Raw genomic sequence first — 23952 nt, 5'->3', positions numbered from 1 at the left:
CACTCCTGTGCCGGGCGCTGACTACGCTTGTCGTACGAAGGCGTCGGCAGCAGTCGTCGCCGCGCGAGCGAGGAGCAGCACTGTGGCGGTACGAGCGGTCCGGGGCGCCGTCCAACTGGAGCGGGACGAGGCCGGGCACATGGGCGAGCGGGTCGGCGCGCTGCTCACCGCCGTCCTCGAGCGGAACGGGCTGACCCAGGAGGACCTGATCAGCATCTGGTTCACGGCCACGCCCGATCTGCACTGCGACTTCCCCGCGGCGGCCGCGCGCGGCCTCGGCATCGTCGACGTACCGCTGATCTGCGCCCAGGAGCTGGACATAGCCGGGGCCATGCCGCGCGTGGTCCGTGTCCTCGCGCACATCGACACCGACCGGCCGCGCTCCGAGGTCGCGCACGTCTACCTCGGCGCCGCCGCCGCACTCCGCAAGGACATCGCCCAGTGAGAACCGCCCTCGTCATCGGCACGGGACTGATCGGCACCTCCGCCGCCCTCGCCCTCGCGTCCCGTGGCGTCACCGTCCACCTCGCCGACCACGACCAGGCCCAGGCCCGCACCGCGGCCGCGCTCGGCGCGGGCACCGACGAGGCGCCCGCGGGCCCCGTCGACCTGTGCGTCGTCGCCGTGCCGCCCGCGCACGTCGCGGCCACCCTGGCCGACGTCATGCGACGCGGCGCCGCGCGCGCCTACCTCGACGTGGCCAGCGTCAAGGGCGGCCCGCGCCGCGATCTGGAGGCGCTCGGCCTCGACCTCGCCCCCTACATCGGCACGCACCCCATGTCGGGGCGCGAGCGCAGCGGCCCGCTCGCCGCCACCGCCGACCTCTTCGAGGGACGGCCCTGGGTGCTCACGCCGACCAGGGACACCGACACCGAGGTCCTCAACCTCGCCCTGGAGCTCGTCGCGCTCTGCCGCGCCGTCCCCGTGGTGATGGACGCCGACGCCCACGACCGCGCGGTCGCGCTCGTCTCGCACATGCCCCACCTGGTCTCCAGCATGGTCGCGGCCCGCCTGGAGCACGCCGACGAGACCGCGGTGCGGCTCTGCGGCCAGGGCATCAGGGACGTCACGCGGATCGCCGCGTCCGACCCGCGCATGTGGATCGACATCCTCTCCGCCAACCCGGGCCCGGTCGCCGACCTGCTCGCCGCCGTCGCCACCGACCTGGACGACACCGTGGCGGCGCTGCGGGCGCTGCAGTCCGCCGACGCGGAGAAGCGGACCGAGGGCGTGGCGGGCGTGGAGAACGTGCTGCGGCGCGGCAACGCGGGCCAGACCCGGGTGCCGGGCAAGCACGGCGCCGCCCCGGCCGCCTACGAGGTCGTCGCGGTGCTCATCGACGACAAGGCGGGCCAGCTGGCCCGGATCTTCGCCGACGCGGACCGGGCGGGCGTCAACATCGAGGACGTGCGCATCGAGCACGCCACGGGACAGCAGGCGGGCCTGATCCAGCTGATGGTCGAGCCGAAGGCGGCGCCCGTGCTGAGCGCGGCGCTGCGCGAGCGCGGCTGGTCGATCCGGCAGTAGCGGCCGGTCATCCGCCGTCGCGGGCGGGCGGCGGGGGCCGGTGCGCGGGGGCTGTAAGGGCAGGGTGTGCGAGCCAGTAACCTTGTGCGGGGCGTGTTCGCGTCCCGCTTCCCCGCTCCGAGTACTGCGAAAGGTGTCCGCTCCCCGTGGAAACCGCAGCAACCGCCGCCCCGGCCGCCGTGATCGTCGCCATCGACGGGCCCTCCGGCACGGGCAAGTCGAGCACCTCGAAGGCCGTCGCCGCCCAGCTCGGCCTCAGCTACCTGGACACCGGCGCCCAGTACCGGGCGATCACCTGGTGGATGGTGCACAACGGCATCGACCTCACCGACCCGAGCGCGATCGCCGCCGTCGCGGGCAAGCCCGAGATCATCTCCGGCACCGACCCGGCCGCCCCGACCATCACGGTCGACGGCACGGACGTCGCGGGCCCGATCCGCACCACGGAGGTCACCTCCAAGGTCAGCGCGGTCAGCGCCGTCCCCGAGGTGCGTGCCCGCATCACCGAGCTGCAGCGTTCCATCGCCGGGTCGGCCGAGCAGGGCATCGTCGTCGAGGGCAGGGACATCGGTACGACGGTGCTGCCCGACGCCGACCTGAAGATCTTCCTGACCGCGTCGCCCGAGGCCCGCGCCGCCCGCCGCTCCGGCGAGCTCAAGGGCGCCGACGTCAAGGCGACCCAGGAGGCCCTGGTCAAGCGGGACGCGGCCGACTCCAGCCGCAAGACGTCCCCGCTGGCCAAGGCCGGTGACGCCGTCGAGGTCGACACCACCGAGCTCACGCTCCAGCAGGTCATCGAGTGCGTCGTCACCCTCGTCGGGGAGAAGCGGGCGGCGAAGTGAGCGAGGCTCCCGCCGACCGGGGCGCTGCCGTCCGGGGCGCTTCCGAGCGCGGTGCGGAGGTCGGCCGCCGGATCGGCGTCGGCCTGATGTACGGCCTGTGGAAGCCGCGGGTGCTCGGCGCCTGGAAGGTGCCGGCCACCGGCCCGGTGATCCTGGCCGTGAACCACTCGCACAACGTCGACGGACCGATGGTCATGGGCGTGGCGCCCCGGCCGACGCACTTCCTGATCAAGAAGGAAGCGTTCATCGGGCCGCTCGGCTCCTTCCTGCACGGGATCGGCCAGGTCGAGGTGGACCGGTCGATCGCCGACCGCACCGCCATCACCAGGGCCCTCGGCGTCCTCTCCGACGGCGGCGTCCTCGGGATCTTCCCCGAGGGCACCAGGGGCGAGGGAGACTTCGCCTCGCTGCGCGCGGGCCTCGCGTACTTCGCGGTGCGCGCCGGAGCGCCGATCGTGCCGGTCGCCGTCCTCGGCAGTACGGAGCGGCGCGGACGGCTGATAAAGCAGCTGCCGCCGCTGCGCAGCCGGGTCGACGTCGTCTTCGGAGACCCCTTCGAAGCGGGTGACGGCAGCGGGCGGCGTACGCGCAAGGCGCTCGACGAAGCCACCGTGCGCATCCAGGAGCGGCTCACCGGCCACCTGGAAAACGCCAGGCGCCTGACCGGGCGCTGAGCGAGACTTATCAAGTAGTGCCCCGGCCGACACGAGAGGCCGGTGCACCGATCACCACGATGAACGACGAGGTACGGACTTCATGAACGACCAGACACAGCCCGAGGGCGACGGCTTCGCCGAGCACGACCACGGGGCGCTCGGCGACGCCGAGTACGCACAGTTCATGGAGCTCGCCGCCGAAGAGGGCTTCGACGCCGAGGAGGTCGAGGGCGCCATCGAGGAGGCGGGCCACGGCCCGCTGCCCGTCCTCGCCGTCATCGGCCGCCCCAACGTCGGCAAGTCGACCCTGGTGAACCGCATCATCGGCCGCCGCGAGGCCGTCGTGGAGGACCGTCCGGGCGTCACCCGCGACCGCGTCACCTACGAGGCCGAGTGGTCGGGCCGCCGCTTCAAGCTCGTCGACACCGGCGGCTGGGAGCAGGACGTGCTCGGCATCGACGCGTCCGTCGCCGCCCAGGCGGAGTACGCCATCGAGGCCGCGGACGCCGTGGTCTTCGTGGTGGACGCCACGGTCGGCGCCACCGACACCGACGAGGCGGTCGTGCGCCTGCTCCGCAAGGCGGGCAAGCCCGTCGTGCTCTGCGCCAACAAGGTCGACGGCCCCTCCGGCGAGGCCGACGCCACCGCCCTGTGGGCCCTCGGCCTCGGCGAGCCGCACCCCGTCTCCGCGCTGCACGGCCGCGGCACCGGCGACATGCTGGACGCCGTCCTCGAAGCGCTGCCCGAGGCGCCCGCGCAGACCTTCGGGACCGCGATCGGCGGACCGCGCCGCATCGCGCTCATCGGCCGTCCGAACGTCGGCAAGTCCTCGCTCCTGAACAAGGTGGCCAACGAGGACCGCGTGGTCGTCAACGAACTGGCGGGCACCACCCGCGACCCGGTCGACGAGCTCATCGAGCTGGGCGGCATCACCTGGAAGTTCGTCGACACGGCGGGCATCCGCAAGCGCGTCCACCTCCAGCAGGGCGCCGACTACTACGCCTCGCTGCGCACCGCGGCCGCCGTCGAGAAGGCGGAGGTCGCGGTGATCCTCATCGACTCCTCCGAGAGCATCTCGGTCCAGGACCAGCGCATCGTGACGATGGCGGTCGAGGCGGGCCGCGCGATCGTCGTGGCGTACAACAAGTGGGACACCCTCGACGAGGAGCGCCGCTACTACCTGGAGCGGGAGATCGAGACCGAGCTCGCCCAGGTCGCCTGGGCGCCGCGCGTCAACGTCTCGGCGACCACCGGGCGCCACATGGAGAAGCTCGTCCCGGCGATCGAGACGGCCCTCGCGGGCTGGGAGACGCGCGTGCCGACCGGGCGTCTGAACGCCTTCCTCGGCGAGATCGTCGCCGCGCACCCGCACCCGGTCCGCGGCGGCAAGCAGCCCCGCATCCTCTTCGGCACGCAGGCGGGCACGAAGCCGCCGCGGTTCGTCTTCTTCGCCTCCGGCTTCATCGAGGCGGGCTACCGCCGCTTCCTGGAGCGCCGTCTGCGCGAGGAGTTCGGCTTCGAGGGCACGCCGATCCACGTCTCGGTGCGGGTCCGCGAGAAGCGCGGCCGCAAGAAGTAGCAGTCGTACGGGGCGCGCCCGCGCCCGTACGCACGGATGCCCGGCCTCCCCACGACGGGGAGGCCGGGCATCCGTGTTCGTCCGTGCTCGCCGCCTCAGTGCTCGCGGCGCGGTCCCGGCGGCAGCGCGGCGGGGAACTGGTGGTGGCCCGTCGCGTGGTGGTGCGCCATGTGGTGGTCGTGCTGGCCGTAGCGGGCCACCTGGAACTGGCCGAAGGCGGTGTGCCGCGCGTCGTGCCGCGGGTCGTGCCCGCGGTGCTGGACGCCGTAGGGGCCCGCCCCGAAGGCGGTGAATCCCAGGTCCTCCTCGCCGCTCCGGTCGCCCGGCAGGGCCCTGAAGGACCTGAGGTACTCCGAGTACAGCGTGTCGTAGATCGGCGTGGCCGAGTGGTCGCCCGGTGTGTCCTGCGACGTGCGCATGGACGGGATCGGGCTCTGGTACACGGGCCGGGGGCGTGAGGGGTCGTATGGGTGCACGTCTGTGCCAACGAAACCGTCGCCCGACGGATGCGGGGGCCGCGCCGCTTTCCCGGGCCGGTGGGGGTGTGACCGGCGCATTCGGGTCGGCGGCGCGGCCCCCGATGGAGGCCGGACCGTCAGGTTCCGGCGAGCGGCATCGCGCAGGCGACGAGGCGGCCGTGGGCCGCGGCCTTGTCCAGGGCGTCGCGCAGCAGGTCCTCGCGCGGCTGGCGGCCGATCACGCCGGAGGGCGCGGCGAAGAGCAGCACGGTCTGCGTCTTGTTGGCCGCGGCCCGCCAGGCCTCGGTGACCTGGAGCGGGTGGTGGGCCTGCCACCAGGCGACGGGGGAGCCGCCGTTCGTGCCGGGCTGCAGGATGGCGTGCAGCTGGCCCATGGCGAGCAGCACGGACCAGCCGGGCAGCCCGGGCGGTACGCCGTCGAGCGAGCTCGCGGGCATGAAGCCCTGCTCGATCAGGAGCGGCAGGAAGTCGTCGCCGCCGCTGCCCGGGGTGGTGCCGGGGCGGGCGATGGGCCCGGTCGGCTCGACGACGAGGGCGGGCCGCAGCTCGCCGTCGATCAGGACGAGGCCGCTGGTCACGCCGAGCACGGCCTGCTCGGGGACGACGTCGGCGGGGCCTTCGCCGTCCTCGCCGGTGATCGACCGCACGGCGCCCTGCAACTGCTCCTCGGAGACCGTGACGATCTGGGAGGGCAGGCAGGTGGCGTGGGCGAAGGCCAGCACGGCGGTCTCGTCGCCGACGAACAGGACGGTGCTGGTGCGCTCCTGTTCCGCGTCGCCCGGGGTGCGGCAGGACGTGCAGTCGTAACTGCCGGGGGTGTTGTCTCCGGCGAGCAGCCGGTCGGCCTCTTCGTCGCCGATCTCGGCGCGTACGTCGTCGCTGACGTCGAGCATGCGCGGCACGGTGGCTCCTCGCGATCGTCACATGGGGGTGCGTGGGGTGGATGTGGCGGCCGGGCGGCGCCCGGCTCATAAGAAGACAACGGTGGATCAGTGGCGCAGGTCACGCGCGGAAGCGAACGGAATCGAACCATCCGCAGCGGAGGGTGAGTCGGGCACCGGAATCTGTCACTCCGCGCCAACACGTGCTGGGTGCACGAAACTTGGGTCGGTGAGGTGGGTCACAGATCGCCGGGGCGCATGGTCGACAAATCATGAAATCCAAGGACGTAGTGGGTGGCCGAAACTCGCCGATACCCCGGGTAACAGTCAACTGGCCTGGAATGACAAGGAGTTGGTTGATAGCGGGGCGAGAGAGCTCCTAGATTCCACCGCCGTGTGCAGCGAGCACCGCTCGGGTACGTCCGCCGGTCGCACCAGCCAGCTCAAGCACCGACACCGGCGGTCGGGGCCGGACGGGACCCCAGGCGCCGGACGCGCGAGGGGCCCGCACGGCCCGGGGGAGCCCGGGTCCTTCGAGAGGGAAATTCATGTCCGCACGTCCCAAGTGCATTCGCAAGACGGCAGTGATCGCAGGGGCGGCGCTCGTCGCCCCGCTGACGCTGCTCGCCGCGACCGGCCAGGCCGACGCGGCAGACGGCGGAGTGTGGGACCGCATCGCACGGTGTGAGAGCGGCGGAAACTGGCAGATCAACACGGGCAACGGCTACTACGGCGGACTGCAGTTCTCCGCCGGTACCTGGCGCGCGTACGGCGGCGGGGCCTACGCGCCCACCGCCGACAAGGCGTCCAAGGCGCAGCAGATCGCTGTCGCCGCCAAGGTCCAGCGCGCGCAGGGGTGGGGCGCCTGGCCCACCTGTGCGGCCCGGGCGGGCGCGTACGGCAGCGCGCCGTCCGCCGCCGCTCCGGTGCCGAAGGCGGCCAAGCCCGCGCCCAAGGCCGTGCAACGGCGCGCCGAGCGGGCACCGGACCGTACCGACCGGGGTGCGTCGCGGAGCGCTCCCGGTAACTACACCGTGCGGCAGGGCGACACCCTCAGCCGCATCGCGGCCCGCCACGGCACCAGTTGGCAGCGCGTGTACGCCGTGAACAAGGCGGTGATCGGCGGGGATCCCGACACGATCGTGCCGGGCCAGCGGATCAGGGTCTGAGACGCCGCGGATCCGGCATCGCGCCTGGTCGGCCGACCGGGTGGGGGTCGCCACCGCGGCGGCGCGGCACGCCCCCGGGCCGTCGCGCGGCCACCTAGCGTGACCCGATGCACCCGAAGCTGAAGCTGAACCCGACCAGGCGTCTGCGGTCCGTGTCCCTGCTCCTCGGCGCGCTCCTGGCGGCAGTGGTCCTGCCGCACCCCTCCGCTGCCGCGGCTCCGCCGCCGCTGCCGGGGGCCGCTTCCGCGATGTACGACTGTTCCCTGACCAAGGGCCCGTGGAACTGCCTCGCCGAGTGCGAGAGCAGTGGACGATGGCACGTGAACACGGGTAACGACTACTACGGCGGGCTCCAGTTCTGGCAGCCCACCTGGGAGGAGCACGGCGGGCTCGCGTACGCGCCGCGCGCCGACCTCGCCACCAGGGAGGAGCAGATCAAGGTCGCCGAGGCGGTGCTGCGTACGCAGGGCTGGAAAGCCTGGCCCGTCTGTTCGAAGAAGGTGCGGATCGAGCGGTTCGACCGGCCCGGCGGCACGGGGCGCGCCGACCGGCGCGAGCACACCGTCAAGGCCGGGGAGACGCTGAGCTCCATCGCGCGGCGCTACCGGGTCAAGGGCGGGTGGCAGGCCCTCTACAAGGCCAACCGCGACATGATCGGGCGGGCTCCCGACCGGCTCAACGTGGGAACGCTGCTGGTCATTCCGGGTGGTTCGGGCGGCAAGCGGCGTTGAGTTCGCCCGGCTCGCCGCTGAACACCACCGTGCCGCGGCGCAGTTCGTGCACCACTGCCGTCCGGCCCGCGCCCCTACCGGGGCGCAGGGCGGGCGGTAGTCGCTGTTCCGCCACGATCACGCAGGCGTCCAGGGCGCCGAGCAGTTCGTACGTACGGGCCGCCAGCGCGGGCGACATGCCCTGGGTGGGCTCGTCCGCGAGGACCACTCCGGCGCCCGACAGGGGAGCCCTGGACAGGGCGAGGGCGCGCTGCTCGCCGCCGGAGAGCGTGCCCGCGCGGCGCGGCAGCAGGGCGCGCAGCTCGGGGTAGACCTCCAGGGCCGCGCTGAAGTCGCCCTCGGGATGGGCCAGTTCGAGGTTCTCCCGCACGGTGAGGGAGGCGAAAACGGCCTGCCGGTCCGGGACGAAGCAGAGTCCGGCGGCGGCCCGCGCGTGGGCGGGCTGGGACGTGATGTCCCTGCCGTCCCGCACGACGCTGCCCCGGGTGAGGGGGAGGGTGCCCGCCAGGGCGTGCAGGGCCGTGGTGCGGCCCGAGCCGTTGCGGCCGAGGAGGACGGTGAGGGCGGGGGAGGGCGCGGCGAGGGTCACGCCGTGGAGGGCCTCCAGGGGGCCGTAGTGGACGTGGGCTCCGTGCAGTCCGATGCCCTTCCTCATGGCGCCGCCAGTACGCGGTCCGGCGGGCCCGAGGCGACGATCCGGCCCGCCGTCATCACGTGCACGGTGTCGGCCAGGTCCGCCACCAGGTCGAGGTCGTGCTCCACCACCAGGATCGCGGTGCCGTCGGCCGCGAGGGCGCGCAACAGGGTGGCCAGCGCGGTCACTTCGGCCGTGTCGAGGCCCGCGGCCGGTTCGTCGAGGAGGAGGGTGTGGGGTCCGCCTGCCAGGGCCCTCGCCAGTTCCGTGCGTCTGAGGGCGCCGGTGGGGAGGGCGGTCGCGGGGTGGGTGGCCAGGTGCTCCAGGGACAGGAGGCGGAGGGTCCGGGAGGCGTGGCGACCGGTCTGCTCGGCGCCTACGCGGATGTTCTCCTCGATCGTCAACGTCGGGAACACCGCGAGTTGTTGGAACGTGCGGGCCAGGCCGAGGCGGGTGCGGGCGTGGGGCGGGAGCGCGGTGATGTTCGTGGTGCCGAGGGTGATGCTGCCGGACCGGGGACGGAGGGTGCCCGCCAGACAGTGGAACAGGGTGCTCTTGCCCGCGCCGTTGGGGCCTATGACCGCGGTGACGCGGCCCCGGGGGACCGTGAGGGAGACGTCGTCCAGGGCCGTGAAGCCGTCGTAGGCGAGGGTGATGTGGTGGGCGGCGAGCGGGCCCGGTGCGCCTTCCGTGTCTTGTGGGTACGGGGCCGCAGGGGCATTGTGCCGCGCTCGCGGACGCTCCCGCGTACCCTTCCGGGGGTTCGGCGGCTGCCGCTCCTCGGTGGTGACGGGCGAGCCTCGCGTGAGCCGCAGGGTTTCGCGCAGGTGGGTGCCCCGGGGAGTCAGGCGGGGCGTGCGGCGGACGTACTGGGTCGCCTCGCGCAGCGCCTCGTAGGGCCCGCCGGGGAAGCGGCCGATCAGGATGGCCAGGAGGCCGATGACGGCCGCGGCCACCCCGCCCCGGGTGCCCGCGTCCAGGCCGACCAGGAGTGCCGCGGCCGCCAGTGCGCCCAGGACGCTGTCCGAGCCGAGGACCAGGACCGCCGCGAACCAGAGGAGGCCGCGCACGGGGTCGTACGCCCCGGCGTCGAAGGCCCGTTGGCCCATGGCGAGCATGCCGCCGCCCAGGGCGGCCAGCGCCGCGCCGGTGACGAAGGCCGCGAGCTTGAGCGCGGGGACCCTGACCCCGGCCGCCGCCGCACCCTCCTCGTGGTCCCTCATCGCCGCGAGCGCGCGGCCCGTGCGGCCCCGGCGCAAGGCGGTGACCAGGAGCAACGCGCCTGCCAGGAGGGCGAGTTCGAGCACGTAGTACGCGCGGTCGCCGGTGAAGCCCGCGGGGCGGTCCAGGGTCAGGCCCGATGTGGCGTACGGCTGGGCGAAGACGAAGCGGCTGACGCCCACGCCCACGGCGAACGTCGCGAGGGCCAGCGCGAGGCCGCGTCTGCTGATCGCGGGCCATCCCGTCAGGAGGCCCAGGGGCGCCACGAGGAGTACCGCCACCGCCAGGGCGGGCAGGTGCGGGAGTTCGGGGAGCCCTGGGAAGCGGCCCGCCGTGAGCAGCGCGGTGAAGAGCGCGCCGAGGCCCGCGTACGCCGCCTGGCCCAGGGAGATCTGGCCTCCTCTGCCCGTGACGATCACCAGCGAGAGCAGGATCACCGCGAGCGCCGGGACCTGGACGGACGTGGTGAGGTCCGAGCCCGCGAAGCCGAGGGGGAGGAGGAAGAGGACCGTGGCCACGATCCAGGCGCCCGGAGGCGTGGGGACGCGGGCCGTCGCCGTACGCGGCAGGGCGTCCTGGGAGCCGATGCCCGGCAGGATCAGGGCGGCGACGAGCAGGGCGATGACGAAGAGGTTCGCGCCCGCCGTCTGGAGGAGCTGTTCCTGCCAGCCGGGAGGGTGCAGACGGGTCAACTGGCTCTGGGCCACGCCCAGACCGAGCGCCACCAGGACGGCGATGGGCAGGCTGCGCATCCCCGCGGCCACCGCCACGGCGAGCACCTCCATGACCAGGAGCGGCATGCCGTACGGGTCGAGACGCAGGTAGGGAGCCAGGAGCACCCCGGTGAGGCCCGCGGTGAAGGAGCCGAACGCCCAGCCCGCCGCGGCCACCCGGTCCGCGTCGATGCCGGAGAGTACGGCCAGGCGGCGGTTGTCGACCACGGCGCGCAGCTCGCCGCCGAAGCGGGTCCAGCGGGTGACCGCGCCCACGGCGAGGGCGAGCGCCACCGCCGTCGCCAACTGGGCCCAGGGGTCGGCGGACAGGAGCGTCGGCGCGTCCGCGCGGGCTCCCTGGCCCCAGAGCAGGGCCGCCGCTCCGACGAGCAGGATGAAGACGCCGATGGACGCGACCAGGGTCTGCGCCTGTGCGCCGCCGCGCACCGCGAGCGGGCGGAAGACCGCGCGCTCCAGGAGCAGCCCGATGGCGGGGGCGATGACGAGCAGGGTGACCGCGGCGGCCGGCGGGAGCGGCCAGTGCCACTCGGCCGTGAACTGGCGCAGCACGTACGCGCACACCATCGCGATCGCGCCGTGCGCGAAGTTGAGGACGCCGGTCGCGCGGTACGTGACGATCAGGCCGATGCCGGTGAGGGCGGCCGCGCTGCCGACCGAGAGCCCGGCCAGCGTGAGGTCGTAGCTCAGGGACGCCACCGCGTCATCGCTCCGGGGCGGCGTCGGCGGGCGGTTCGCAGATCGGGCAGGGGCCGAGGTCGCCCCGGGCGAGGATCGTGGCGTCCGCGGGGACCGCCTCCGGCTTGTCCGCGACCAGGGGGCAGTCCGCGCGGTGCCACAGCGTGCCGCCGGGGACCATCAGGAGGTCGTCGCTGGTCGCCACGGTCTGCGGGGAGCCGGGCGAGAGGGGAGCGGTGGCTTCCGTCGCCACCAGGAGGCCGTACAGCTCCTCCACGCGCGCCGCGGCCAGGGTGCTCCTGCCGTGGGCGAGCAGCACGGTGCCCGCGATGATCAGTGCAGCGCCCGGCACCGTGCACGAGGCGAGATAGGGCAACTGCCGCTCCGCGAACCGCTCTCCGGAGACGCCGTACCAGCCGATCACACAGAGCACGGCGCCCGCGGCCAGTGCCGCGAAGGCCGCCCACAGTTCGGGGCGCACCCCGCGCAACCGGCCCTGACGGGGCGCACCGGCCGTCGGATCTGTCCGAGCCACCCGCATCCAGGCCCCCTGGGACACGTCAGTCACGTCGATGGGCTGTCCATGTCAGCCGATGGATTGCACTATGCCTTCTGGAAGCTGACCCTGAAAGCTCCGGGCGCTGATGGCCCGGACCGATACCCGGTGGTGAGCCAGATGGTTCTCGGGAGCAGCCCCAGGCGGGGGACGGATCGCGGGCGGGGGAGGGCGCGGAGCGCGGCGTCGGCGGCCGCCACGGTCCTGCTGATCGCGTCGGCCGCCGTGGCCTGCGGCGACGACAGCGGGGGCGGGGACGGCAGCGATCCGCCCGAGCCGTCCGTGGAGAAGACGACCGGGGCACCGCGGGAGAGCGCGAGCGCGCCCGCCGACACGGCGGCCGCGGAGAAGGAAGTCCGCGCCAACTGGGAGAAGTTCTTCGATCCCGAGGTGTCCATGAAGGACAAGGAGACCGTTCTGGAGAACGGCTCCAAGATGCGGGACGTGCTGGAGGGCTTCAGCGGCGACCGGCGCGGCAAGGAGGTCGCGGCGGAGGTCGGCAAGGTCGAGTTCACCTCGCCGAAGGCCGCCGACGTGACGTACGCGCTGACCCTGAAGGGAGCCACCGCGCTGCCCACCGCGTCCGGTACGGCGGTGCGGCAGGACGACACCTGGAAGGTGTCCGTCAAGACCCTCTGCGCGCTGGTGAAGCTGAGCGGGAATGCGTCGCCGGGTCCCGGCTGCTGAGGTGCTGCTCGCCGCCGCGCTCCTGGTGGGGAGCGCGGCCTGCGGCAGCCGGCTGCCGGAGAGCGACTTCGAGGGGCGGGGCACCGCGCCCGCGCCGGTGGGCGGCGCGCCCCTCAGGGTCGGCATCATCACCAGCGCGACGAGCCCGGTCGGCGGCTCCGCCTTCACGGGGCCGCGCGACGGGGCCAGGGCCTATTTCGACAGGATCAACGCGCGCGGCGGCATCGGCGGCCGCAAGGTCGATGTGCGCACCTGCGACGACGGCGGCAGCGGCGTCGGCAACAACGACTGTGTGCACAAGCTCGTCGAGGAGCAGCAGGTCGTCGCGCTCGTGGCCACCGCGTCCCTCGACTACGCGGGCGCCTCGCGGGTGTCCCACGCGCGCGTGCCCGACATCGGCGGACAGTCGATCGGATCCGCGTACGACACGTATCCGCATCTGTACGGGATCTACGGCAGCCTCGCCCCGCGGAACGGGAAGCCGGGCTGGGACGGCAAGCTGTACGGCGGCACGGAGGTCTACCGCTACTTCAAGCGGGAGCAGGGCGCGCGCACCGCTGCCGTCGTCTCCTACAACCAGGCCGCGTCCGCCGCGTACGCCCGGCTCGTCACCCGCGGTCTGAAGGCCGAGGGCTACCGGGTGGTCACCGAACAGGTCGACTTCGCGCTGCCCAACTTCCGCGCCGCGGCGGCCGACCTGAAGGAACAGGGCGCCGACCTCGTCTTCGACGCGATGGACACGCACGGCAACGCGCAACTGTGCGAGGCGATGGACGACGTGGGGGCGAAGGTCACCGCGAAGGTCACCAACGTGCAGAACTGGACGTCGTCGGTGGCCGAGGACTACAAGGACGCGCCGCGCTGCCGCAACGCCCTGTGGGCGACCGGGTCGAGCCGGAACTACGAGGACACCGGCCACCCGGCCGTGCGCGAGTTCCGGGCCGGCATGAAGGCGGCGGGCAAGGGGGACGCGCTCTCCCAGTGGCAGCTGGAGGGCTGGGCCGCCGCCATGTGGTTCACCGACGCGGCGAAGTCCTGCGCGGGCGGCGCGGGCGGCGACGTCACGCGCGCGTGCGTCGACCGCTTCATCAACCGGGGTCGGCCCTACTCCGCGCGGGGGCTGCTGCTTCCCGTCAACTTCGAGCACCTGGCCGAGCCGCCGAGGACCCGCAGAACGTGCCTGTCCGTCGCCCGCTGGCAGGACGGGAAGGGCTGGGTGACCCGGGGCGGCGACATGAACGACAACTGCTTCGATGTCCCGCAACTCTCCTACCAGCCGTGATCTGCCGGATCACCGGAAAGTTCCCGCCCTGTGCTACCGATCACGTATCTGTTGGGAAACAAAGTGATGAGGAAACCCAACCCTTGGCCAGGAATCTCGGTCTAACCCTGCGGTAGGCGGATGAGGGGGACTGTCCGCATGGAAACGCGGGATACGGGGACGTATGCACATCTCTTTCCTGATTCACAACGCGTACGGAATCGGAGGGACCATCCGGACGACGTACAACCTCGCGAACACGCTGGCCCAGCAGCATGACGTCGAGGTCGTGTCCGTCTTCCGGCACCGTGACGAGCCCGTCTTCGCGCCTGACCAGCGCGTGCGGCTCCGGCACCTCGTCGACCTGCGCAAGGGCACCTCGGGATACGAGGGCGACGACCCCCAACACCTGCTCCCCGCCCGGACGTTCCCCAGCGCCGAGGGCCGCTACGACCAGTACAGCGCGCTCACCGACCGGCGCGTCGCCGACCACCTCGCCCGGCTCGACGCGGACGTCGTCGTCGGTACCCGCCCCGGCCTCAACGTGCACATCGCCCGGCAGACCGCGCGCGGCCCGCTGCGCGTCGGGCAGGAGCACCTCACGCTGGACAGCCACTCCAAGGAACTCCGCCGCCAGCTGCGCAGCGTCTACCCGCGCCTCGACGTCCTGACCACGACGACCGAGGCCGACGCCCGCGCCTACACGCGCAAGATGCGGCTGCCCGGCGTGCACGTCCAGGCCGTGCCGAACCCCGTGCCCGCGCCCGGCATAGAGCCCGCCGACGGCTCCCACAAGTGGGTCGTCGCGGCAGGGCGGCTCGCCCCGGTCAAGCGGTACGACCTGCTGATCAGGGCCTTCGACAAGGTCCGGCGCGAGCGCCCCGACTGGCGCCTGCGGATCTACGGCGGCGGCAAGCAGAAGGAGAAGCTGCGCGCCCTGATCGACGAACTCGGCCTCTACAACCACGTGTTCCTGATGGGCCCGGCCCATCCCATCGAGCCCGAGTGGGCCAAGGGGTCCATCGCCGCCGTCACCTCCAGCCTGGAGTCGTTCGGCATGACGATCGTCGAGGCGATGCGCTGCGGGCTGCCCGTGGTGGCCACCGACTGCCCGCACGGCCCCGGCGAAATCATCGACAACGGTGTCGACGGGCGGCTCGTCGAGGTCGGCAACCCCGACGCGATAGCGGGCGGGCTGCTCGAACTGATCAATGACGACGCGCTGCGGCGCGACATGGCGGACGCCGCGCTCCAGGACTCGGAGCGCTTCGACCCGGCACGCATCGCCGAGCGTTACGACGCGATGTTCTCCGGGATGCTCAGCCGGGGGAGCTCGTTCGGGGGCCGGATGCGCGGCTCCCTGCACCGCACGCGCGGCGCGCTGCTCGGGGGCGCGTACGCGGTGCGGGACCTCACAGGAGCACGACGCGGCGCACAGATGAAGGGATCCACCGCATGACGGCCTTGGCCACCTCGCAGGCGCAGGCGTACGCCGGGGACGACCAGGAGGTGGCGACGGCGCCACGTGCCGACTGCATCGCCGACTCCGCGGGCGGCCTCACCTTCGACGTGACGGAGACCGGCGAGCCCGGCATGCGGGACGCGGCGTACCTGCTGCTGCGCCGCCGCGAGTCCGACGACGAGGTGCGCCTGCCGCTCTCCCCGTCGGCGGACGGCAGGCTGCGGGCCGCGCTGCCCAGCAGCGTCGAGCTCGCCGAGGGCCGCTGGAACGCCTACGTCCAGCTCGCGGGCGGCGAGCCGCGCCGCCTGATGCCCGGCGTGAACGACCTGCGCTCGCTGGTGGACCGCGCGCCGAGCGGCGCCCGCGGCCACGTCGCGGTGCGCATCCCCTACGCGACGAAGCAGGGCAACCTCTCGGTGCGCAGCTGGCTGCGCGCGCCGCACGCCGAGGTCGGCGAGATCCAGATATCCGACGCGGACGTGTCCGTGCAGGGCCGGGTGTACGGGACCACGCTGACCGGCGCCGCCTACGCGGAGGCCGTCAGGCGCACCGAACCCGACCTGGTCCGGCGGGCCGAAGTGACCTCGGAAGGGCCAGGCTTCACCTTCACGCTGGGCCACGGACCGCTCGCGGACAGCGGCCAGGGACCCTGGGACCTGTGGCTGTGCCCCGAGGGGGAGAGCGGCCCGCGCATCCGCCTCGCCCGGCTCCTGGACGACGTCCCGGACAAGAAGGCGATCTTCACCTACCCGTGGGTGCGCGTCGGGACGGCGGACGGCGCGGTCGAGGCGGGGCTCTACTACACCAACGACAACGACCTGTCGGTGCGGATCAGGGAGGCGCGTGCCGAGGAAGCGACCGGCACGGAGGGCTGAGGTTCGCGGACAGCGGCTGTCCTGAACTGCGGGCACAATCACGTCCATGTTGGAGACATCGGCACGACTGCTCCGCCTGCTCTCCCTGTTGCAGGCCCACCGCGAATGGTCGGGCGCCGACCTCGCCGACCGGCTCGGCGTCACCGCGCGCACGGTCCGCCGTGACGTGGACCGGCTGCGCGAGCTCGGCTATCCCGTCAACGCGAGCCCCGGCACCGGCGGCGGCTACCAGCTCGGCGCGGGCGCGGAGCTGCCACCGCTGCTCCTGGACGACGAAGAGGCGGTCGCGGTCGCCGTCGGCCTGCGCACGGCCGCGGGGCAGGGCGTCGAGGGCATCGGCGAGACCTCGGTCCGCGCGCTCGCCAAGCTGGAACAGGTCCTGCCGGACAGGCTGCGCCGCCGGGTGGGCGCCCTGAACGCGTTCACCGTGCCGATGCTGCGCGCCCCGCAGCCGCAGGGCGTGGACCCCGTGGTCCTCACGGAACTGGCCCACCTCTGCCGGGACTCGGAGCGGCTGCGCTTCGACTACCGCGACCACGCGGGCAGTTCGACCCGGCGCACCGTCGAACCGCACCGCCTGGTGTGCACCGAGCGCCGCTGGTACCTCGTCGCCTGGGACCTCGACCGGGCGGACTGGCGGACCTTCCGCGCGGACCGGATCACCCCGAGACCGCCGCACGGCCCGCGCTTCGCGCCCCGCACGCCACCGGCCGACGACCTGGCCGCGTACGTCTCCCGGGGCGTCTCCACGCGCGCGTACGCCACGCGGGCCGTGGTCCGCCTGCTCGTGCCCGTGGAAGAGGCGACCCAGCGGATCACGCCGTCGGACGGCACCCTGGAGGCCGAGACCGAGCACACCTGTCTGCTGCGCACGGGCGCGGCGAGCCTGGACGTGATGGTCTTCCACGTCCTCTTCATGGGCATGGAGTTCGAGGTCGTCGAGCCCGCCGAGCTCACCGACCGGATCAGCTCGGCCCGCGACCTGTTGACCCGGGCCCTGGACCGGGGTGCTCCGTCTGCGGATCCTGCGGCACACCGCTCACGTCCTGCGCCGTGAACGCCGCGTACTCGGGATGGTGCAGATCGAACGCCGGGGACTCCGAGCGGATCCGGGGCAGCGTGACGAAGTTGTGCCGGGGCGGCGGGCAGGAGGTCGCCCACTCCAGGGAGCGGCCGAAGCCCCAGGGGTCGTCGACGTCGACCTTCTCGCCGTACTTGGCGGTCTTCCAGATGTTGTAGAGGAACGGCAGCGTGGAGAGGCCGAGCAGGAACGCCCCGATGGAGGAGATGGTGTTGAGCACGGTGAAGCCGTCCGCGGCCAGGTAGTCCGCGTACCGCCGCGGCATGCCCTCGGCGCCCAGCCAGTGCTGGACGAGGAACGTGGTGTGGAAGCCCACGAAGAGCGCCCAGAAGTGGATCTTCCCGAGCCGCTCGTCGAGCATCTTGCCGGTCAGCTTCGGCCACCAGAAGTAGAAGCCGCCGAAGGTCGCGAAGACGACGGTGCCGAACACCACGTAGTGGAAGTGCGCGACGACGAAGTACGTGTCGGTGACGTGGAAGTCGATGGGCGGCGAGGCGAGCAGCACACCGGTGAGCCCGCCGAACAGGAAGCTCACCAGGAAGCCGATCGCCCAGAGCATGGGTGTCTCGAAGGACAGCGAGCCCTTGAGCATCGTGCCGGTCCAGTTGAAGAACTTCACGCCGGTCGGGACCGCGATGAGGAAGGACACGAAGGAGAAGAAGGGGAGCAGGACCGCGCCGGTGGCGAACATGTGGTGCGCCCACACGACGATGGACAGACCGGTGATGGCCGTCGTGGCGCCGACGAGCGGCAGGTAGCCGAAGATCGGCTTCCTGCTGAAGACCGGGATGATCTCCGTGATGATGCCGAAGAACGGCAGCGCGATGATGTAGACCTCGGGATGCCCGAAGAACCAGAAGAGGTGCTGCCACAGCAGCGCCCCGCCGAACTCCGCCTCGAAGACCACCGAGCCGAACCGCCGGTCCGCCTCCAGGACGAGCAGCGCGGCGGCGAGCACGGGGAAGGCGATCAGCACCAGGATCGAGGTGAACAGGACGTTCCAGGTGAAGATGGGCAGCCGGAACATCGTCATGCCGGGCGCCCGCATCCCGATGATGGTCGTCAGGAAGTTCACCGAGCCGAGGATCGTGCCGAAGCCGGAGAGCGCGAGTCCCATGATCCACAGGTCGGCGCCGATGCCGGGGGACCGCTGCATGCTGTTGAGCGGGGCGTAGGCGAACCAGCCGAAGGCCGCGGGGCCGCCCGGCACGAGCAGCGAGCCGAGCACCATCAGGCCGCCGAAGAGGAACAGCCAGTACGAGAGCATGTTCAGGCGCGGGAAGGCGACGTCGGGCGAGCCGATCTGCAGCGGCATGATCTCGTTGGCGAAGCCCGCGAACGTCGGCGTCGCGAAGAGCAGCAGCATGATCGTGCCGTGCATGGTGAACGCCTGGTTGAACTGCTCGTTGGTCATCAGCTGCAGCCCGGGCCTGGCGAGTTCGGCCCGCATCATCAGCGCGAGGAGCCCGGCGATCAGGAAGAAGACGAACGACGTGATCAGGTAGAGGTGGCCGATCTTCTTGTGGTCCGTGGTGGTCAGCCAGTCCACGATCACCCGGCCGGGGCGCCGCTCCCGTACCGGCCCTTCGGTCGCCTGCGCCGTATCGGTCCCCATCGCTTGCCCCTTCGCCATCGCGTCCTGGGCCTGCTCGAAGCTCACGCCATGATGCTCGCGTCGCCCCGGCTGCGACAGAGGGCGTACACGTCCGCGCGCGAGCGGCGGACCGGCTTCCGCGCGTGCCGCGGATCGGCTCCTGTGGAGAAGCTGTGAATTCCCTATGCTCCGTCACATCCCGGAAAGAGGCTGGGATTCGGAAATGCGGAGGGTTCGCGAAGACGGCTCCGCGGTATTTTCCGTGAGGTATTCCGGCGATCTTCGAGTGATCTTCGGGGGATCTTTCGGGCGCTCGTGGAGAGACGGGAAGAGGCCCTCGAATTACGTCGCGACAAGGAGGGAACCGCCCGTACGTGTGACGGAGTTCGACCGAAACGCGCGTGGTGATCCTGTGACATAAGCGTGACCGGAGAGGTACCGGTGACGCATGGTGCGGGGTTCTCGCCCGCTCCCCGGCGGCCCCGGACTTCCTCGGCGCGACCCGGCCGCCTAACGTGGCGGGCATGGCACCTATTCCGACTCCTCCCGCACAGCCCCAGGACGACCCGGACGCGTATGTCGGCCTGGGGGCCGAAGGCGCCGAGCGGCAGGCGCGCGAGCGCGGCTGGTCCACCGTCAGGTCGCTGCCGCCGGGGGCGATGATCACGATGGAGTACCTCGCGGGGCGGCTGAACTTCGAGGTCAAGGAAGGCGTCGTGACGCGCTGCTGGAAGGGCTGAGCGACCGGCCGCTGAGAGACCGCCCGCTGAGAGACCGCCCGCTGGGCGACCGTCCGCTGGGCGGCGCCCACGACGAAGGCCCCGGTTCCGAGAGGAACCGGGGCCTTCGCGGTGCGGGGGATGGGCTGTGCGTACCGCCCCCGCCGTTCGTGGTGCCCGCCGGGTCAGCCGCCCGCCACCGGGCGGGCCGATGTGGTGCCGCGCGGCACGCGATCGGCGCCCGGTGGACGGCGGCTGCCCGCCGGGGTGACCGGGGTCCGCTCCGAGCGCGCCGTGTGCGGTCCTGGCGCGAGGTAGGCGGGGGTCCTCGCCGAGCGGGCCGCGCCGATGGTCTCGCGCAGCGGCGGCTCCTCGTCCAGGGCGGCGCGCTGCGGGATCATCGCGGAGACGCCGGCCGGGGCCTGGGCGGGCGCGATGCCGAAGCGGCGGGCCCGCCAGGCGTCGCGGAGGGTGAAGAGCATGGTCTCGACGCGGGTGATCAGGGGCTCGAACCAGGGCAGCGCGAGCAGGATGAGCAGGCCCGCGGCCCAGCCGAGGAAGACGTCGCTGATCCAGTGCGTACCGAGGTAGACGGTGGTGAGGCCGACGCTGAGGGAGACCACCGCGGAGAGCGCCGACAGATAGCGGCGGGTGCGCGGGGTCGAGGCGAGGTACGCCAGGATTCCCCAGGTCACCACGGCATTGGCGGTGTGGCCCGAGGGGAATATATCGCCGCCGAGTCCCATCTCGTTCGAGCCGATGGTGGTGGCGTAGTGCGGGCCGAGGCGGCCCATGCCGATCTTGGCGGCGCCCACGGTGACGTTGAGCAGGAGCAGCGCGGTACCGAACGTGAGCAGCGGGCGCAGCGTGTGCTGGCGCCAGGAGCGCCAGCCGAGCCAGGCCGCGACCATGACGGCGGTCGGGCCGCGCTGGCCGAGGACCACCCAGTAGTCGAGGAAGGCGTGGATCTCGGGCCACTGCTGGTAGGGCCGGAAGAACATGACCTGCCAGTCGAACCGCACCAGCCACGAGGTGGTCAGCACGGCGACGACGATGGCCAGGTAGAAGGCCAGGGTCGCGCTGAAGAGCACGACCCTGTGCCGGCTCATCCTCGGCACATCGAGGTGGGTCGGTCGTTCCGGCTCACGGTCTAGCCGGGCGAAGACCCGGTCAAGACGGGTGAGGTTTCGTTCGGTACGCACCCAATCGACGTTACAGCGAGTGAGTGCGGCACTAGGCCGAATCAGTGGCTTTGTGATGACGATGTGATGTGGGATTGATCTCAGAAGGGGGTTTATTCCCGGGGATTTATTAATCCACGGAGAGACCCTTACTCAATTCGTTGATCGTTTCCGGTGCTGTTTTATCGCCCTTATGAATTCGTTCACCGGGTCCTGGCGCGGAATTTCCCGTTCGATCATCGGGAGACGGCGCCCGGCGACAGAAACGATCATGACGTGATCACGGTGGCCCCGAGCCGTGCAGCCAGAACGCCCCGTACACCGCGCTCGCGAGGGCCACACCCCCGAGGACCAGCGCCGACCTGGACGTACGCAGCCTGGCGAGGGCCACGGCGAGCGGCAGGAGCAGCGGGAAGGCGGGCAGCAGGAGCCGTGGCTTCGAGCCGAAGTAACCGGCCGCGCACAGCGCGAGCGCCACGACGATGCCGGTGTAGACGAGCAGCGGCAGCGGCTGCCTCTGCCGGACGCCGACGACGTACAGCCAGATCACCAGCGCGACCCCGACGATGAGCCCCAGACCCGCGAGGGCGCCGGGGAGCGAGGTGAACTTCTCCCCGACGAAGCGCGCGAAGGCGTAGCCGAAGTCGAAGCCGTTGCCCCAGCCCGCCTGCACGTCGAGGTAGCCGAAGAGGCCGTCGCCCGTGCGGTGGCCGACCCAGAGCACATAGCCCGCGGCGCCGAGCGGGGCGAGGAGCACGCCGAGGACCATGCGGGGCGCCGCCCGCCGCTCCCGGTACACCTGGACGGCCGCCGCCACCCAGATCGCGGCGACCACCGCCGCGCCCACCGGCCTGGTCAGGCCCGCGCAGGAGGCGAGCAGGCCCGCCGTCACCCAGCGGCCCCTGAGCACCGCGTACAGCGACCAGGCGGCGAGCGCCGTGAACAGGGACTCGCTGTACGCCATCGACTGCACGATGCCGACGGGCAGCACCGCCCAGATCGCGGCCGCGCAGATCCCGGCCCGGCGGCCGTACACGTGGTCGGCGACCGCGAAGATCCCCGCCGCGGCGAACAGCGAGGCCACCCAGCTCACCACCAGGCCCGCGTCCGCGTACGACAATGGGCTGATCGCCGAGACGAGCCGCTCCAGCCACGGCAGGAGCGGGAAGAACGCCAGGTTCGAGTGCACGCTGCCGTCCGGGAGCGTCACCTCCCAGCCGTAGCCGTGCTCGGCGACGCGGGTGTACCAGAGCGAGTCCCAGCGGGCGGTGAGGAGCGTGTGCGGGCTCTTGCCCGCGGCGGCGCCCCAGATCGCGAGCACCGCGAGGCCCAGCGCACGCACCCCGGCGTACACGAGGAGCGCGGGCGCCGCGCGGCGCAGCGCGTGGCCCGCGCGGGGCGGCGTGAGGCGTTGATCAAGATCAGTCACGGGCTCGATTATCGGCCGAAGAGGGAACCGGACGCCCGCCCGGGGCGTGGTCGATGGGCGGGGGCGTGGCGCACGCCACACGGCATCCGCACAACCATGAGAGGTCCGCCACGCGCCCCAGGCGTGAACTCGCGTACTCTGACGGCTCACTCGCCTTTGTCTGCGCCGCCGGAGCAGGGAGTTCACCTCCCGCAGGCCGCCGATGCGAGGGATCACTGGGAGGTAGGCACATGTCCGGGACGTCCACGGCCGCAGCACCGTTCGGCCGTCGGGGACCCGGGACGGGTGCCGGGGCGAACCGCTGGCTCGTGCTCGTCGTCCTCTGCGTCAGCCTGCTGCTGGTCGCCGTCGACGCCACCGTGCTGCACGTGGCCGTGCCCGCCGTCACCGAGGACCTGCGGCCCGGCGCCATCGAGCTGCTGTGGATCGTCGACATCTACCCGCTGGTCTGCGCCTCGCTCCTGATCCTCTTCGGCACGCTCGGCGACCGCGTCGGCCGCAGACGCGTCCTCCTCCTCGGCTACGCGCTCTTCGGCGTCGCCTCCGCCGTCGCCGCGCTCGCCGACAACGCGCAGGTCCTGATCGCCGCCCGGGCGCTGCTCGGCGTCGGCGGCGCGATGATCATGCCCGCGACCCTGTCGATCCTGCGCCAGGTCTTCCCCGACCGGCGCGAGCGGGCCGTCGCCATCGGCATCTGGAGCGCGGTGGCCGCCGTGGGCGCGGCCGTCGGACCGCTGCTCGGCGGGTTCCTGCTCGAACACTTCTGGTGGGGCTCGGTCTTCCTCATAAACATCCCGCTGATGCTGGTCAGCCTGCCCATCGGGCGCTGGCTCCTGCCCGAGTCCACCGGCGACAGGAACGGGCCGTGGGACGTGGTCGGCGCGCTGATGGCCGCGGCGGGGCTCTTCGGCGTCGTGCTCGGCGTGAAGCGGCTCGGCGGCGGCGAGTCGCCGCTCGGCGCCACCACCCTGGTCTCGCTCGTCGTCGGCATCGCGCTGCTCGTCGGCTTCGTGCGCAGACAGCGGCGGCGCACGCATCCGCTCGTCGATCTGTCGATGTTCGCGCGGCCCGCGTTCAGCACGTCGGTCGGCTGCATCGTGCTCGCCATGCTCGCCCTGGTGGGCCTCGAACTGATCGCCGCGCAGTATCTGCAACTGGTGCTCGGCCTGTCCCCGCTGGAGACGGGGCTCAGGCTGCTGCCGCTCACCATCGCCGCGATGGCCGCGGGGCTCGCCGGATCGCAGCTGCTGCACCGCTTCGGGCCCCGGGTGATGGTCTGCTCGGGCTTCGCGCTGACCGCGCTCGCCGTGGTGCTCCTCACCGGCATGGGCGACCACGCCAACGACGCGCTGCTGCTCACCGGCTTCGTGCTGCTCGGCCTCGGCCTGGAGACCACGCTGTTCGGTTCGTACGAGTCGATGCTGAGCGAGGCGCCGCCGTCCCAGGCGGGCGGCGCCGCGGCGATCGGCGAGACCTCCTACCAGCTGGGCGCGGGCATCGGCATCGCGCTGCTCGGCAGCGTGATGAACGCGGCGTACGCGCCGGGGCTCTCCTCGGTCCGGGGGGTTCCGGCGGCGGACAGTGCGGCGGCGAGTCACTCGCTCGGCGAGGCGTATGACGTCGCCGAGCGGCTCGGTGGCGGTTCGGGGGCGGCTCTGCGGGCCGCGGCGCGGGATTCCTTCGTGCACGGGCTGCATGTGACGCTGCTGGTCAGCGCCGGGTTGCTGGTGCTTGGTGCGGTTGCGGCTCTGCGGTTGCCTCGGGTGATGGAGTGTGGGGTGCCTGCGGTGCGGCTTGAGCAGGGGGTGCCGGCGCCTCGGGACGCCGCTGGGGTCGGTGTCACGTCGTCCGTGGATGCCTGAACCTCTCGGGGCCCGTCCTTCGGGTGCGGGTCCGTCGTGGCTGAGCGCGCAGTTCCCCGCGCCCCTTACGGGGCCGCCCCTTACAGGACCTCTCTGGACGTGCGGGAGACTGCGTCG

General features: G+C 72.4%; 22 protein-coding genes. 14 read left to right on the top strand and 8 right to left on the bottom strand.

Annotated elements, in window-relative coordinates; genetic code table 11:
- Positions 1-82: 82 nt before the first annotated feature.
- From aroH to der, 5 genes are all read left to right on the top strand, one after another.
- Positions 83-445, top strand: a complete 363-nt coding sequence (gene aroH / locus KY5_RS08365) for a chorismate mutase (RefSeq protein ID WP_098241626.1) — start codon at positions 83-85, stop codon at positions 443-445.
- On the top strand, positions 442-1527 hold the full coding sequence (locus KY5_RS08360; RefSeq protein WP_098241625.1) for a prephenate dehydrogenase: 1086 nt from the start codon (positions 442-444) through the stop codon (positions 1525-1527). Before aroH ends, KY5_RS08360 begins: the two co-directional genes overlap by 4 nt.
- 146 nt (positions 1528-1673) lie before the next feature.
- Positions 1674-2369 carry a (d)CMP kinase gene (gene cmk / locus KY5_RS08355; protein ID WP_098241624.1) on the top strand — a complete coding sequence of 232 codons (696 nt, stop codon included), beginning with the start codon at positions 1674-1676 and terminating at the stop codon, positions 2367-2369.
- On the top strand, positions 2327-3043 hold the full coding sequence (locus KY5_RS08350) for a lysophospholipid acyltransferase family protein (RefSeq protein WP_199842976.1): 717 nt from the start codon (positions 2327-2329) through the stop codon (positions 3041-3043). Before cmk ends, KY5_RS08350 begins: the two co-directional genes overlap by 43 nt.
- A gap of 82 nt (positions 3044-3125) precedes the next feature.
- Positions 3126-4604, top strand: a complete 1479-nt coding sequence (gene der / locus KY5_RS08345) for a ribosome biogenesis GTPase Der (protein ID WP_098241622.1) — start codon at positions 3126-3128, stop codon at positions 4602-4604.
- Positions 4605-4699: 95 nt separating this feature from the next.
- Here the strand turns inward: der and KY5_RS08340 are convergent, their stop codons facing one another.
- Positions 4700-5080: a hypothetical protein gene (locus KY5_RS08340; RefSeq protein WP_098241621.1), complete on the bottom strand. Its 381-nt coding sequence runs from the start codon at positions 5078-5080 to the stop codon at positions 4700-4702.
- A 119-nt stretch (positions 5081-5199) separates the two neighbouring features.
- Positions 5200-5985, bottom strand: a complete 786-nt coding sequence (locus KY5_RS08335; RefSeq protein ID WP_098241620.1) for a hypothetical protein — start codon at positions 5983-5985, stop codon at positions 5200-5202.
- Between the two features lie 527 nt (positions 5986-6512).
- Here KY5_RS08335 and KY5_RS08330 point away from each other — a divergent pair.
- Both KY5_RS08330 and KY5_RS08325 read left to right on the top strand, forming a co-directional pair.
- Positions 6513-7133: a transglycosylase family protein gene (locus KY5_RS08330; protein WP_098241619.1), complete on the top strand. Its 621-nt coding sequence runs from the start codon at positions 6513-6515 to the stop codon at positions 7131-7133.
- Between the two features lie 107 nt (positions 7134-7240).
- Positions 7241-7864 (top strand): transglycosylase family protein, encoded by a 624-nt coding sequence (locus tag KY5_RS08325; RefSeq protein WP_098241618.1) that lies wholly within the window; start codon positions 7241-7243, stop codon positions 7862-7864.
- On the opposite strand, the gene KY5_RS08320 is transcribed toward KY5_RS08325, so the two are convergent.
- Genes KY5_RS08320 through KY5_RS08310 form a run of 3 tightly spaced genes read right to left on the bottom strand, consistent with a single transcriptional unit; the run spans position 7830 to position 11669 of the window.
- Positions 7830-8519, bottom strand: coding sequence for an ATP-binding cassette domain-containing protein (locus KY5_RS08320; RefSeq protein ID WP_098241617.1), 690 nt, complete (start codon positions 8517-8519; stop codon positions 7830-7832). The genes KY5_RS08325 and KY5_RS08320 overlap by 35 nt on opposite strands.
- Entirely contained in the window at positions 8516-11149 is a 2634-nt protein-coding gene (locus KY5_RS08315; RefSeq protein ID WP_098241616.1) for an ABC transporter permease subunit, read from the bottom strand. Before KY5_RS08315 ends, KY5_RS08320 begins: the two co-directional genes overlap by 4 nt.
- A 4-nt stretch (positions 11150-11153) precedes the next feature.
- Positions 11154-11669, bottom strand: coding sequence for a hypothetical protein (locus KY5_RS08310; RefSeq protein ID WP_098241615.1), 516 nt, complete (start codon positions 11667-11669; stop codon positions 11154-11156).
- A gap of 135 nt (positions 11670-11804) precedes the next feature.
- Between KY5_RS08310 and KY5_RS08305 the strand changes: the two genes are divergently transcribed.
- From KY5_RS08305 to KY5_RS08285, 5 genes are all read left to right on the top strand, one after another.
- Positions 11805-12371, top strand: a complete 567-nt coding sequence (locus KY5_RS08305) for a hypothetical protein (RefSeq protein WP_098241614.1) — start codon at positions 11805-11807, stop codon at positions 12369-12371.
- Positions 12346-13653 (top strand): ABC transporter substrate-binding protein, encoded by a 1308-nt coding sequence (locus KY5_RS08300; protein ID WP_098241613.1) that lies wholly within the window; start codon positions 12346-12348, stop codon positions 13651-13653. Before KY5_RS08305 ends, KY5_RS08300 begins: the two co-directional genes overlap by 26 nt.
- A gap of 163 nt (positions 13654-13816) precedes the next feature.
- On the top strand, positions 13817-15091 hold the full coding sequence (locus tag KY5_RS08295; RefSeq protein WP_098241612.1) for a glycosyltransferase family 4 protein: 1275 nt from the start codon (positions 13817-13819) through the stop codon (positions 15089-15091).
- Positions 15088-15969, top strand: a complete 882-nt coding sequence (locus tag KY5_RS08290) for a hypothetical protein (protein WP_234362652.1) — start codon at positions 15088-15090, stop codon at positions 15967-15969. Before KY5_RS08295 ends, KY5_RS08290 begins: the two co-directional genes overlap by 4 nt.
- A 46-nt stretch (positions 15970-16015) precedes the next feature.
- Complete coding sequence (locus KY5_RS08285) at positions 16016-17026, top strand: helix-turn-helix transcriptional regulator (protein ID WP_098241611.1); 1011 nt, start codon at positions 16016-16018, stop codon at positions 17024-17026.
- Here KY5_RS08285 and ctaD read toward each other — a convergent pair.
- Positions 16935-18665, bottom strand: a complete 1731-nt coding sequence (gene ctaD, locus KY5_RS08280; protein WP_098247121.1) for a cytochrome c oxidase subunit I — start codon at positions 18663-18665, stop codon at positions 16935-16937. The genes KY5_RS08285 and ctaD overlap by 92 nt on opposite strands.
- Positions 18666-19168: 503 nt before the next feature.
- On the opposite strand from ctaD, the gene KY5_RS08275 reads away from it, so the two are divergent.
- Positions 19169-19384 (top strand): I78 family peptidase inhibitor, encoded by a 216-nt coding sequence (locus KY5_RS08275; protein WP_098241610.1) that lies wholly within the window; start codon positions 19169-19171, stop codon positions 19382-19384.
- A 164-nt stretch (positions 19385-19548) separates the two neighbouring features.
- On the opposite strand, the gene KY5_RS08270 is transcribed toward KY5_RS08275, so the two are convergent.
- Together KY5_RS08270 and KY5_RS08265 are read right to left on the bottom strand one after the other, a co-directional pair.
- Positions 19549-20565, bottom strand: coding sequence for a phosphatase PAP2 family protein (locus KY5_RS08270; RefSeq protein WP_098241609.1), 1017 nt, complete (start codon positions 20563-20565; stop codon positions 19549-19551).
- 259 nt (positions 20566-20824) lie between these two features.
- Positions 20825-21973, bottom strand: coding sequence for a mannosyltransferase family protein (locus KY5_RS08265; RefSeq protein ID WP_098241608.1), 1149 nt, complete (start codon positions 21971-21973; stop codon positions 20825-20827).
- A 230-nt stretch (positions 21974-22203) separates the two neighbouring features.
- On the opposite strand from KY5_RS08265, the gene KY5_RS08260 reads away from it, so the two are divergent.
- Positions 22204-23835 carry an MFS transporter gene (locus tag KY5_RS08260; protein WP_098241607.1) on the top strand — a complete coding sequence of 544 codons (1632 nt, stop codon included), beginning with the start codon at positions 22204-22206 and terminating at the stop codon, positions 23833-23835.
- The last annotated feature ends 117 nt before the right edge of the window (positions 23836-23952 follow it).

The organism is Streptomyces formicae, assembly GCF_002556545.1.
In the GTDB taxonomy this organism is placed as follows: Bacteria; Actinomycetota; Actinomycetes; order Streptomycetales; family Streptomycetaceae; genus Streptomyces; species Streptomyces formicae_A.
This window is presented reverse-complemented; position numbering and strand designations above follow the sequence as displayed.